This is a genomic window from Pseudomonas sp. R2-7-07 (assembly GCF_003852355.1).
Classification (GTDB): domain Bacteria; phylum Pseudomonadota; class Gammaproteobacteria; order Pseudomonadales; family Pseudomonadaceae; genus Aquipseudomonas.
This window is the reverse complement of sequence record NZ_CP027759.1, coordinates 4,890,069-4,902,650: the sequence shown is the minus strand read 5'-3', so window position 1 is coordinate 4,902,650 and position 12,582 is coordinate 4,890,069. Positions and strand designations below refer to the sequence as shown.

The window sequence follows — 12,582 nt, the reverse complement described above, 5'->3', positions numbered from 1 at the left end:
ATGACTAAAAAATATTTTGGCACCGACGGTATCCGTGGTCGGGTCGGTGAATACCCGATTACGCCGGATTTCATGCTCAAGCTGGGTTGGGCGGCAGGTATGGCGTTCCGCAGCATGGGCGCGTGCCGCATCCTGGTTGGCAAGGACACGCGTATTTCGGGCTACATGTTTGAATCCGCGCTGGAGGCCGGGTTGTCCGCTGCCGGCGCCGATGTAATGCTGCTAGGCCCCATGCCGACGCCGGCGATCGCCTACCTGACGCGTACCTTTCACGCTGAAGCCGGTATCGTGATCAGTGCTTCGCACAATCCCCATGACGACAATGGCATCAAGTTTTTCTCGGGGCAGGGCACCAAACTGCCGGACGAGATCGAGCTGATGATCGAAGAGCTGCTGGATGCGCCGATGACGGTGGTGGAGTCCAGCAAGCTGGGCAAGGTGTCGCGCATCAATGATGCCTCCGGCCGCTACATCGAGTTTTGTAAGAGCAGCGTTCCGAGCAGCACCAGTTTTGCCGGGCTGAAGATCGTCGTCGATTGCGCCCATGGTGCGACCTACAAAGTGGCGCCGAGCGTATTCAAGGAGCTCGGTGCGCAGGTCACCGTGCTGTCGGCCCAGCCTAACGGGTTGAACATCAACGACAACTGCGGCTCCACGCACATGGAGCAGTTGCAGGCGGCCGTTCTGGCTGAGCACGCGGACCTGGGCATCGCATTCGATGGCGATGGCGACCGCGTACTCATGGTGGATCACACCGGCATGATCGTGGATGGCGATGATCTGCTGTTCATCATTGCCCGAGACTTGCATGAGCGTAACAAGCTGCAGGGCGGCGTCGTTGGCACCCTGATGAGTAATCTCGGGCTTGAGTTGGCGTTGGCGGAGCTGGGCATTCCGTTTATTCGGGCCAATGTCGGCGATCGTTATGTGATCGCCGAGCTGCTGGAGCGCAACTGGCTGGTGGGCGGTGAGAATTCGGGGCACGTGGTGTGCTTCCAGCACACCACTACGGGCGACGCTATCATCGCTGCGCTGCAGGTGCTTCTGGCCTTGCGTCGCCGTCAGGAAAGCCTGGCCCAAGCGCGACAGGCGCTGCGCAAGTGTCCGCAGGTACTGCTCAACGTGCGTTTCGCCGGTGGCGCAAACCCGATCGAGCACCCTTCTGTCAAAGAAGCGTGCGAGCGCGTGACCCAGGCGATGGCTGGGCGTGGGCGTGTGTTATTGCGCAAGTCCGGCACAGAGCCTCTGGTGCGGGTGATGGTCGAGGGCGAGGACGAAACACAGGTTCGCGGCCATGCCGAAGACCTGGCAAAACTGGTAACTGAAGTTTGCGCCTGAATTCGGCTTGCCAGTGGTGATGTGGTTGGGTAACATCTGCGCCCACTTTGACCGACGGGGTACAGCATGCGTCGCACTATGGTAGCTGGTAACTGGAAGATGCACGGTACCCGCGCCAGTGTCGCTGAGCTGATCAATGGCCTTCGTCACTTGGCCTTGCCTAGCGGTGTTGATGTCGCGGTGTTCCCGCCTTGCTTGCATATCAACCAAGTGGTTGATGGCTTGAAGGGTAAGTCGATTCAGGTCGGCGCGCAGAACTCTGCGGTGGAGCCCATGCAAGGTGCGTTGACCGGTGAGATTTCGCCGAGTCAGCTGGTTGATGCGGGCTGTTCCTATGTGCTTGTCGGGCACTCCGAGCGTCGTCAGATGATGGGCGAGCGTGATGGAACCCTCAACCGCAAGTTCGCAGCGGCACAGGCTTGTGGCTTGATTCCAGTGTTGTGCATTGGGGAAACCCTTGAGCAGCGTGAGTCGGGCAAGACACTTGAAGTTGTCTCGCGTCAGCTGGGCAGCATCATCGAAGAGCTGGGTGTCGGTGCATTTGCAAAAGCGGTCATTGCTTACGAGCCGGTCTGGGCCATTGGCACCGGGCTGACTGCTACACCGCAACAGGCGCAGGATGTGCACGCAGCCATCCGCGCGCAGTTGGCGGCAGAGAATTCTGAAGTCGCACAAGGTGTGCGTCTTCTATACGGCGGCAGCGTGAAGGCGGCCAATGCGGTCGAACTGTTCGGCATGCCGGATATCGATGGGGGGCTCATTGGTGGAGCTTCCCTGAATGCAGATGAGTTCGGTGCGATCTGTCGCGCCGCGGGAAACTGAAAAAATGCTGGAAACAGTCGTAGTCGTTTTTCATCTGTTGGCTGCCCTGGGCGTAGTTGCCCTGGTTTTGTTGCAACAGGGCAAAGGTGCGGATGCTGGTGCGTCTTTCGGTGCAGGTGCTTCAAATACTGTATTCGGAAGCCAAGGTTCCTCTACCTTTCTTAGTAAGTTTACTGCTATACTTGCCGCCGGTTTCTTCATAACCAGCTTAGGGTTAGGTTACTTTGCTAAAGAGAAAGCTCATGTGCTGACTCAAGTAGGTTTGCCAAACCCAGCAGTGTTGGAAGTACCAAAAGCAAAACCGGCTTCTGATGATGTCCCGGTGCTTCAAGAGCAAAAGTCGGCTACTCCAGCGACTGACGTGCCTCCAGCTCAAGAGCAGAAGTAAGAAGGTTGTAAACGCTGTATTGCCGAGGTGGTGGAATTGGTAGACACGCAACCTTGAGGTGGTTGTGCCCATAGGGTGTAGGGGTTCGAGTCCCCTTCTCGGTACCAATTATCAGGAGAGCCCGCTGTTGCGGGCTTTCTTGTAGGTGGAAGGTTACATTGACCCTGTAAGGGATCGGTCGTATACTTCCGCCCCAGCTTTGTCGCGGGGTGGAGCAGTCTGGTAGCTCGTCGGGCTCATAACCCGAAGGTCGTCGGTTCAAATCCGGCCCCCGCAACCAGTTTTAGCGGAGCCCCTTTTAAGGGGCTTTTTGTTAGCTGGACACTTTCAACGCCGCTGTTCGACGGCGTTTCAAGGATGGGCGTTTCGCCCATTTTTTTATTTTGCACAGCATGCACATACATGCACGAGGGGGTTCAGGTGTCGAGCAAGCTAGAAGAGTTGCAGGCCTTGCTGGCCCCGGTGGTCGTGGCCCTAGGCTATGAATGCTGGGGTATTGAGTTTTCGGCTCAAGGTCGCCACTCAATGTTGCGCGTTTATATCGATAAAGAGGGCGGCGTGCTGGTGGACGATTGTGCCATTGTCAGCCGTCAGATCAGCGGTGTCCTGGATGTTGAAGATCCAATCGCCGTTGAATACACCCTTGAAGTTTCCTCGCCAGGCATGGAACGCCCACTGTTCACTATTGAGCAGTTTGCAAAATTTGCCGGTGAACAAGTGAAGATCAAGCTGCGCTCCCCCTTCGAGGGGCGACGCAACTTTCAGGGCCTTCTGCGCGGTGTAGAAGAGCAGGATGTCGTGGTGCAGGTAGAAGACCATGAGTTCCTGTTGCCGATCGATATGATCGACAAGGCCAACATTATTCCCAGTTTTGGCTGAGACGCGGATCCCGCGGATCCAATGGCTTGCGAAAGGCGAGGCGTACGATGAGCAAAGAAGTACTGCTGGTTGTTGAGTCGGTATCCAATGAAAAGGGCGTACCGGCAAACGTGATTTTTGAAGCGCTGGAGCTGGCCCTGGCCACTGCGACCAAAAAGCGTTTCGAAGATGAAGTTGATCTGCGTGTGGAAATCAACCGCCACACCGGTGCCTATGAGACTTTCCGTCGCTGGACGGTCGTCGAAGAAGCCGATCTTGATGATCCGGCGATTGAAACCTGGCCGAGCAAGGTTGCGCAAACGCACCCTGGCGCCAACGTCGGTGATGTCGTCGAAGAGAAGATCGAATCGATCGAGTTCGGCCGTATCGCTGCACAGACCGCCAAGCAGGTCATCGTGCAGAAGGTTCGCGAAGCCGAGCGTGCTCAAGTCGTCGACGCCTATCGCGAGCGCCTGGGTGAAATCATCTCCGGCACCGTGAAAAAAGTCACCCGCGACAACGTGATCGTCGACCTGGGCAACAACGCTGAAGCGTTGCTGGCCCGTGAAGACATCATTTCTCGCGAAACCTTCCGTGTCGGCGTGCGCTTGCGTGCGCTGCTCAAGGAAATCCGCACCGAGAACCGCGGCCCTCAGTTGATCCTGTCGCGTACCGCGCCGGAAATGCTGATCGAGCTGTTCCGTATCGAAGTGCCGGAAATTGCCGAAGGCCTGATCGAAGTCATGGCTGCGTCCCGCGACCCGGGTTCGCGCGCCAAGATCGCGGTCCGCTCCAAGGACAAACGCATCGACCCGCAGGGCGCTTGCATTGGTATGCGCGGTTCGCGCGTCCAGGCAGTGTCGGGTGAGTTGGGCGGTGAGCGTGTGGACATCGTCCTGTGGGACGATAACCCGGCGCAGTTCGTGATCAACGCCATGTCGCCAGCTGAAGTGGCGGCAATTATCGTTGACGAAGATGCCCATGCAATGGACATCGCCGTTGGCGCAGACAATCTGGCTCAGGCCATTGGTCGTGGTGGTCAGAACGTGCGTCTGGCCAGCCAACTGACCGGTTGGACCCTGAACGTGATGACCGAATCGGACATCCAGGCTAAGCAGCAAGCTGAAACCGGCGACATCCTGCGCAACTTTATCGAAGAGTTGGAAGTCGATGAAGACCTGGCTCAGGTGCTGGTAGATGAGGGCTTCACCAGCCTGGAAGAGATTGCCTACGTACCGTTGGAAGAAATGCTCAACATCGACGGCTTTGACGAAGACACCGTCAACGAGCTTCGCGCTCGGGCCAAGGATCGTTTGTTGACTAAAGCCATCGCTACTGAGGAAAAGCTGGCAGACGCCCATCCGGCCGAAGACCTGCTCTCGCTTGAGGGTATGGACAAGGATTTGGCGATGGAACTGGCGGTGCGCGGCGTAATTACCCGCGAAGACCTGGCCGAGCAGTCTATTGACGATCTGCTCGACATCGACGGCATTGACGAAGATCGTGCCGGCAAGTTGATCATGGCCGCCCGAGCCCATTGGTTCGAGTAATTAGGCGCGGCCTGAGGAGAGAAGTGCATGACGCAAGTCACGGTGAAACAACTGGCCGATGAGGTCAAAACACCGGTAGAGCGCCTGTTGCAGCAGATGCGTGAGGCAGGTCTGCCGCACACCGCCGCCGATGAAGGTGTGAGCGATAGTGAGAAGCAGTCTTTGCTGACTCACTTGAAGAGCAGCCACAAGGCGAAAGTGGAAGAACCGCGCAAGATTACATTGCAGCGCAAAACCACCAGCACCCTGCGTGTAGCGGGTAGCAAGAGCATCAGCGTTGAAGTACGCAAGAAGAAAGTCTTCGTACAGCGCAGCCCGGAAGAAATCGAAGCCGAGCGCAAACGCGAACTTGAAGAGCGTCGCGCAGTAGAAAATGCTGCTCGTCAGAAGGCTGAAGAAGAAGCCAAGCGTCGCGCCGAAGAAGAAGCGCGTCGCCAGCCTACTGCTGCGCAACCTGCTAACACTGACGCGGTTGCCGCTCCTGTTGAAGCTGTGCGTGAGGCCGCTCCGGTGGCTGCCGCACCTGCTCCTGCAGCAGATGCCCGCAAGCGCGACGAACCTCGTCGTCCGGACAAACCACGTGCCGACGATAACAATCGTCGCGGTGGTGGTGGCGATGGCGAGCGTAAAAACGCTCCACATCGTGCCTCGGTCAAAGAGAAAGCGCCTGCTCCACGCGTTGCCCCACGTACTACTGACGAAGAGAGCGATAGCTTCCGTCGCGGTGGTCGCGGCAAGGCCAAGCTGAAAAAACGCAACGCCCACGGTTTCCAGAGCCCAACCGGCCCTGTCGTGCGTGATGTGCAGATCGGCGAGACCATCACCGTTGGCGATCTCGCCAATCAGATGTCGGTCAAGGCTGCTGAAATCATCAAGTTCATGTTCAAACTGGGTACTCCAGCGACCATCAACCAGGTGCTTGATCAGGAAACTGCTCAGCTGGTAGCCGAAGAACTGGGCCATAAAGTGACCCTGGTCAGCGACACCGCCCTGGAAGATTCCCTGGCCGAGTCCCTGAAGTTTGAAGGTGAGACGTTCTCCCGTGCGCCAGTTGTGACCGTAATGGGCCACGTTGACCACGGTAAGACATCCCTGCTCGACTACATCCGTCGTGCCAAGGTAGCTGCTGGCGAAGCCGGTGGTATCACCCAGCACATCGGTGCGTACCACGTTGAAACCGAGCGCGGCATGGTCACCTTCCTCGACACCCCAGGACACGCCGCGTTTACCGCGATGCGTGCCCGTGGTGCCAAGGCGACTGACATCGTGATCCTGGTCGTTGCAGCGGACGACGGCGTGATGCCGCAGACCATTGAAGCTGTCCAGCATGCCAAGGCCGCTGGTGTTCCACTGGTTGTTGCAGTGAACAAAATCGACAAGCCGGGCGCCGATCTCGATCGCATCCGTAGCGAACTGTCGGTTCACGGCGTGACATCCGAAGAGTGGGGCGGTGATACGCCGTTCGTTTCGGTCTCGGCCAAGGTCGGTACTGGCGTGGACGAACTGCTCGAAGCAGTCCTGCTGCAGGCTGAAGTACTCGAACTGAAAGCAACTCCATCGGCTCCAGGTCGTGGTGTTGTGGTTGAATCGCGTCTCGACAAAGGTCGCGGCCCGGTTGCAACCGTCTTGGTTCAAGACGGTACCCTGCGCCAAGGCGACATGGTGCTGGTCGGTTCGAACTATGGCCGCGTGCGTGCCATGCTCGACGAGAACGGCAAGCCAATCAAGGAAGCCGGTCCTTCCATCCCTGTCGAGATCCTCGGCCTGGACGGTACCCCGGACGCTGGCGACGAGATGAGCGTGGTTGCCGACGAGAAGAAAGCCCGTGAAGTGGCTCTGTTCCGTCAAGGCAAGTTCCGCGAAGTCAAACTGGCTCGTGCTCACGCCGGCAAGCTGGAAAACATCTTCGAGAACATGGGCCAGGCAGAGAAGAAGACACTTAACATCGTCCTCAAATCTGACGTACGCGGTTCCCTCGAAGCGTTGAACGGCGCCTTGAACGGCCTGGGTAACGACGAAGTGCAAGTGCGCGTTGTCGGTGGCGGTGTCGGTGGTATCACCGAGTCCGACGCCAACCTGGCACTGGCTTCCAACGCTGTACTGTTCGGCTTCAACGTGCGTGCCGATGCTGGCGCTCGCAAGATCGTCGAGCAGGAAGGCCTGGACATGCGTTACTACAACGTCATCTACGACATCATCGAAGACGTCAAGAAAGCCCTTACCGGCATGCTTGGCAGCGACGTTCGGGAGAATATCCTGGGTGTTGCCGAGGTGCGTGACGTGTTCCGCTCGCCGAAATTCGGCGCGATCGCCGGTTGCATGGTTATTGAAGGTGTTGTGCACCGTAACCGTCCAATCCGTGTACTGCGTGAAGACATCGTTATCTTCGAAGGCGAGCTGGAATCCCTGCGCCGCTTCAAGGATGACGCTTCCGAAGTACGTGCCGGCATGGAATGCGGTATCGGCGTCAAGAGCTACAACGACGTCAAGCCTGGCGACAAGATCGAAGTCTACGAGAAGGTCCAGGTTGCTCGCAGCCTCTAACTCGCGCACTTCCGGAGCCACGCGGCGTGTGGGCATGCAAATGCCCCGCGTAGCGTACGGACTCTAAACGCAACGCCCGGTCTGGCTTTTGTCAGGCCGGGCGTTTGCCGCTTTCAGACCCCACGGGTTTCACCGTGTGGCAGCAACAGGTAACAAGACATGGCAAAAGAATACAGCCGTACCCAACGTATCGGCGATCAGATGCAGCGCGAGCTGGCCCAACTGATCCGTCGCGAAGTCAAAGACCCGCGCGTTGGCCTGGTCACCATCACCGCCGTTGAAGTGAGCCGTGACGTGGGTCACGCCAAAATCTTCATCACCGTGATGGGCCAGGACAACAGCGAAGAAATCGCGCAAAGCATCAAGGTGCTGAACTCGGCCGCAGGTTTCCTGCGCATGCAGTTGGCCCGTGAAATGAAGTTGCGCAGCGTTCCGCAGTTGCACTTCCACTACGACGAAAGCGTCGTACGTGGCGCACATTTGTCGGCACTGATCGAGCGCGCCGTGGCTGAAGACAGTCAGCATCCGTCCACACCTGAAGACGCCAAGGAGTAAGCGGTGGCTCAGGTCAAACGTATCCGCCGTAACGTCAGTGGCATCATTCTGCTCGACAAGCCCATTGGCTTTACCTCCAATGCCGCGTTGCAGAAAGTTCGCTGGCTGCTCAACGCCGAAAAGGCCGGGCACACCGGTAGCCTCGACCCGCTGGCTACCGGCGTGCTGCCGTTGTGCTTTGGCGAGGCGACCAAGTTCTCGCAATACCTGCTCGATTCCGACAAGGGTTATGAAACCCTGATGCAACTGGGCAAGACCACCACCACGGCCGACGCCGAAGGTGATGTGTTGCAGGTTCGCGATGTGACCGTTGGTCGTGCCGATATTGAAGCCGCCTTACCCGCTTTCCGTGGGCAAATCAGCCAGATACCGCCGATGTACTCGGCTCTCAAGCGTGACGGGCAACCTCTTTACAAGCTGGCACGTGCGGGTGAAGTGGTGGAGCGTGAACCGCGTTCTGTTACTATTGCCCGGCTGGAATTGCTCGCCTGTGAAGGTGACACCGCCCGATTGGCCGTGGACTGCAGCAAAGGCACCTATATCCGTACCCTGGTGGAAGATATTGGTGAGCAACTGGGCTGTGGCGCATACGTTGCCGAACTGCGACGTACACAGGCCGGCCCTTTCACCCTGGCCCAGACGGTCACGCTGGAAGAGCTCGAAGCGGTACACGCCGAAGGCGGCAACGAAGCGGTAGATCGCTTCCTGATGCCATCGGACAGCGGTTTGCTGGATTGGCCATTGCTGCACTTCTCGGAACACAGCGCGTTCTACTGGCTCAACGGCCAACCGGTACGCGCCCCGGATGCTCCGAAGTTCGGCATGGTGCGAGTACAGGATCATAACGGTCGCTTTATCGGTATCGGTGAAGTGAGCGAAGACGGGCGCATCGCGCCGCGTCGACTGATTCGGTCAGAATGACCGAACGAGTGTGGCTGTTAACAGGCATGGTCAACACTCATTTTTAGATACAGGGATTTGTCCCTGGCCTGTTGAAACTACCCCTGGGTGGTTTCCTGAAAAAAGGATTGCCTCATGGCTCTCGACGTTCAAGAAAAAGCACAAATCGTAGCTGACTATCAGCAAGCTGTTGGTGACACTGGTTCGCCAGAAGTGCAAGTTGCACTGCTGACCCACAACATCAACAAACTGCAAGGTCACTTCAAGGCCAACGGTAAAGATCACCACTCCCGTCGTGGTCTGATCCGCATGGTAAACCAGCGCCGTAAGCTGCTGGACTACCTGAAAGGCAAGGATCTGGGTCGTTATCAGGCTCTGATCGGTCGCCTGGGTCTGCGTCGCTAATCAGCGATTGCGCTAGAGGTTGGTTGTCTGCCGTGTGTCAGTGGGATTCCCGCTGGCCCATGGCAGGCTCCCAGCCTCAAGTTTTATCTGGATACACGTTTTACCCTGGACAAGGGTTGGGCCGATTCCCGACATTGCCCAAGAATTTCGCAAGAAAACAAGTTCCCCAAGAGCCACAAAGAAGGTAGGACACCGTGAACCCGGTTATCAAAAAATTCCAGTTCGGTCAGTCGACCGTTACCCTCGAGACAGGCCGTATCGCCCGTCAAGCCTCCGGCGCAGTGCTGGTTACCGTTGACGACGACGTTACCGTACTGGTGACCGTGGTTGGCGCCAAGACCGCTGACCCGAGCAAAGGCTTTTTCCCTCTGTCCGTTCACTACCAGGAAAAGACTTACGCTGCCGGTAAGATCCCTGGCGGTTTCTTCAAGCGCGAAGGCCGTCCTTCCGAGAAAGAAACCCTGACTTCCCGACTGATCGACCGTCCGATCCGTCCGCTGTTCCCAGAAGGCTTCATGAACGAAGTGCAGGTTGTCTGCACCGTCGTTTCCACCAGCAAGAAAACCGATCCGGACATCGCTGCGATGATCGGTACCTCGGCTGCACTGGCCATCTCCGGCATTCCTTTCGATGGTCCGATCGGCGCAGCTCGCGTGGCGTTCCACGAAAGCACCGGCTACCTGCTGAACCCGACTTACGAGCAACAGAAAGCCTCGAGCCTGGACATGGTCGTTGCCGGTACCTCGGAAGCGGTATTGATGGTTGAATCGGAAGCCAAAGAGCTGACCGAAGACCAGATGCTGGGCGCCGTATTGTTTGCTCACGACGAGTTCCAGGTTGTGATCAACGCCGTTAAAGAACTGGCTGCTGAAGCCGCCAAGCCAACCTGGGCCTGGGCTCCACAGCCTGAAGCCACCGCACTGCTGGGCGCTATCCGCGCAGAGTTCGGTGCTGCTATCTCCGATGCCTACACCATCACCGTCAAGGCCGACCGTTACGCTCGCCTGGGCGAGTTGAAGGACCAGGTCGTGGCCAAGCTGTCCGGTGAAGAAGGCCAGCCTTCTGCCAGCGAAGTCAAAGCAGCCTTCGGCGAAATCGAATACCGCACCGTTCGCGAAAACATCGTAAACGGCAAGCCACGTATCGACGGCCGTGACACCCGCACCGTGCGCCCGCTGAACATTGAAGTCGGCGTTTTGCCGAAGACTCACGGTTCGGCGCTGTTCACCCGTGGTGAAACCCAGGCCCTGGTAGTCGCGACGCTGGGCACCGCCCGTGACGCGCAGCTGCTGGACACCCTGGAAGGCGAGAAAAAAGACCCGTTCATGCTGCACTACAACTTCCCTCCGTTCTCGGTGGGCGAGTGTGGTCGCATGGGTGGCGCTGGTCGTCGCGAAATCGGCCACGGCCGTCTGGCCCGTCGTTCGGTCCAGGCCATGCTGCCGGCTGCTGACGTGTTCCCGTACACCATTCGTGTTGTATCGGAAATCACCGAGTCCAACGGTTCCAGCTCCATGGCTTCCGTTTGCGGTGCTTCGCTGGCATTGATGGACGCTGGTGTGCCGATGAAGGCGCCGGTTGCCGGTATCGCCATGGGCCTGGTTAAAGAAGGCGAGAAGTTCGCCATCCTGACCGACATCCTGGGCGACGAAGACCACCTGGGCGACATGGACTTCAAGGTAGCCGGTACCGCCAAAGGCGTGACCGCGCTGCAGATGGACATCAAGATCAAAGGCATCACCGAAGAGATCATGGAAATCGCTCTGGGCCAAGCCCTGGAAGCGCGCCTGAACATCCTCGGCCAGATGAACCAGATCATTGGTCAGTCGCGTACCGAGCTGTCGGAAAATGCTCCGACCATGATCGCGATGAAAATCGACACCGACAAAATCCGTGATGTCATCGGTAAAGGCGGCGCGACGATCCGTGCGATCTGTGAAGAGACCAAGGCCTCGATCGATATCGAAGACGACGGTTCGATCAAGATCTTCGGCGAAACCAAGGAAGCGGCTGAAGCTGCACGTCAGCGCGTCCTGGGCATCACCGCTGAAGCCGAAATCGGCAAGATCTACGTCGGTAAGGTTGAGCGCATCGTCGACTTCGGTGCCTTCGTCAACATCCTGCCGGGCAAAGACGGTCTGGTTCACATCTCCATGCTGAGCGACGCTCGCGTTGAGAAAGTGACCGACATTCTCAAAGAAGGCCAGGAAGTGGAAGTGTTGGTACTGGACGTGGACAACCGCGGCCGTATCAAACTGTCCATCAAGGACGTAGCAGCAGCCAAGGCTTCGGGCGTTTAATTACGCGCAAGCTTTACGCTGAAAAAAAGGACTCTACGGAGTCCTTTTTTTATGCGCGCGAGAAAGTGAAGCGGAATCAGCTGTTTAGCCTCTCCCAAAAGCCGCAACTTGCATGCAGGCACGATGACCTTCATGCAAGTTGCACGATTCCGAAAATCAGGTGTTTTTTTAACTCTTTGTTTTATAAGAGTTTTTAACTGTACGGCGACTTGGCACACTGCCTGCACTATCTCTGGTAGCGCTGCAGCACCGAGATTTATGTGCTGCAGTCTTTTAATAAAACAGGAGTTACTCGTATGAAGAAGTTCGCTCTCGCTACTGCTACCGCTCTGACTCTGGCCATGGGTGCTAACGTAGCCTTTGCTCAGACTTCCCAAGCCCCTATGACTCTGGCGGCTGGTGAAGCGACCCAGGCTAAGGAAAGCGTTTCGGATACTTGGATCACCACCAAAGTCAAAGCTGACCTGCTGACTGAAAAAGGCATCCCAGGTTCGGACATCAAGGTTGAAACCAACAAAGGTGTGGTTTCCCTGTCTTCCGATGTAGCTATCTCGGACTCGCAGAAAGCGACCGCTGTAGCGATCACCAAGAAAATCAAAGGCGTGACTGCTGTTTCGGCAGACGGCCTGCTGGCTGGCGGCGCTACCAAGGCTGACGGTATCGACAAAACCAAAGGCGCAGCCCATAACGCTGGAGAGGCGACTAGCGACACTTGGATCACCACCAAAGTGAAGGCTGATCTGGTTACCGAGAAAGGTATTCCTGGCACCGACATCAAGGTTGAAACCAACAAAGGCGTTGTGTCCCTGTCGTCCCCTACCGCTGTAACCGCTTCGCAGAAAGAAACGGCTGTTGCGATCGCCAAGAAAATCAAAGGCGTTAAAGCTGTATCGGCCGATGGCCTGAAAGCAGAGTAACGCTG

General features: G+C 57.4%; 11 protein-coding genes and 2 tRNA genes. All 13 read left to right on the top strand.

Annotated features, from left to right (window positions below):
- The 13 genes from glmM to C4J86_RS22400 all read left to right on the top strand — a co-directional run bounded on the left by glmM (position 1) and on the right by C4J86_RS22400 (position 12,577).
- A complete protein-coding gene (glmM, locus tag C4J86_RS22460) occupies positions 1-1,338 on the top strand; it encodes a phosphoglucosamine mutase (protein WP_124368380.1) in 1,338 nt (445 codons plus the stop codon).
- Positions 1,339-1,404: 66 nt separating this feature from the next.
- Positions 1,405-2,160, top strand: a complete 756-nt coding sequence (gene tpiA / locus C4J86_RS22455) for a triose-phosphate isomerase (protein WP_003194193.1) — start codon at positions 1,405-1,407, stop codon at positions 2,158-2,160.
- A 4-nt stretch (positions 2,161-2,164) separates the two neighbouring features.
- Positions 2,165-2,548 (top strand): preprotein translocase subunit SecG, encoded by a 384-nt coding sequence (gene secG / locus C4J86_RS22450; RefSeq protein ID WP_010206600.1) that lies wholly within the window; start codon positions 2,165-2,167, stop codon positions 2,546-2,548.
- 21 nt (positions 2,549-2,569) lie between these two features.
- Positions 2,570-2,655: transfer RNA gene (locus C4J86_RS22445), tRNA-Leu, on the top strand.
- 96 nt (positions 2,656-2,751) lie between these two features.
- Positions 2,752-2,828, top strand: a tRNA-Met gene (locus tag C4J86_RS22440).
- A 140-nt stretch (positions 2,829-2,968) separates the two neighbouring features.
- A complete protein-coding gene (gene rimP, locus C4J86_RS22435) occupies positions 2,969-3,427 on the top strand; it encodes a ribosome maturation factor RimP (RefSeq protein WP_164484568.1) in 459 nt (152 codons plus the stop codon).
- Between the two features lie 47 nt (positions 3,428-3,474).
- Positions 3,475-4,956: a transcription termination factor NusA gene (gene nusA / locus C4J86_RS22430; protein ID WP_057725019.1), complete on the top strand. Its 1,482-nt coding sequence runs from the start codon at positions 3,475-3,477 to the stop codon at positions 4,954-4,956.
- Between the two features lie 27 nt (positions 4,957-4,983).
- Positions 4,984-7,500, top strand: a complete 2,517-nt coding sequence (gene infB / locus C4J86_RS22425) for a translation initiation factor IF-2 (protein WP_124364436.1) — start codon at positions 4,984-4,986, stop codon at positions 7,498-7,500.
- Positions 7,501-7,659: 159 nt separating this feature from the next.
- Positions 7,660-8,055, top strand: a complete 396-nt coding sequence (rbfA, locus tag C4J86_RS22420; RefSeq protein WP_003176137.1) for a 30S ribosome-binding factor RbfA — start codon at positions 7,660-7,662, stop codon at positions 8,053-8,055.
- Between the two features lie 3 nt (positions 8,056-8,058).
- Positions 8,059-8,976, top strand: coding sequence for a tRNA pseudouridine(55) synthase TruB (gene truB, locus C4J86_RS22415; RefSeq protein ID WP_003176136.1), 918 nt, complete (start codon positions 8,059-8,061; stop codon positions 8,974-8,976).
- A gap of 114 nt (positions 8,977-9,090) precedes the next feature.
- Positions 9,091-9,360 (top strand): 30S ribosomal protein S15, encoded by a 270-nt coding sequence (rpsO, locus tag C4J86_RS22410; protein ID WP_003176135.1) that lies wholly within the window; start codon positions 9,091-9,093, stop codon positions 9,358-9,360.
- Between the two features lie 194 nt (positions 9,361-9,554).
- On the top strand, positions 9,555-11,660 hold the full coding sequence (gene pnp / locus C4J86_RS22405) for a polyribonucleotide nucleotidyltransferase (RefSeq protein ID WP_124364435.1): 2,106 nt from the start codon (positions 9,555-9,557) through the stop codon (positions 11,658-11,660).
- A 296-nt stretch (positions 11,661-11,956) separates the two neighbouring features.
- On the top strand, positions 11,957-12,577 hold the full coding sequence (locus tag C4J86_RS22400; RefSeq protein WP_124371891.1) for a BON domain-containing protein: 621 nt from the start codon (positions 11,957-11,959) through the stop codon (positions 12,575-12,577).
- Positions 12,578-12,582: the final 5 nt, after the last annotated feature.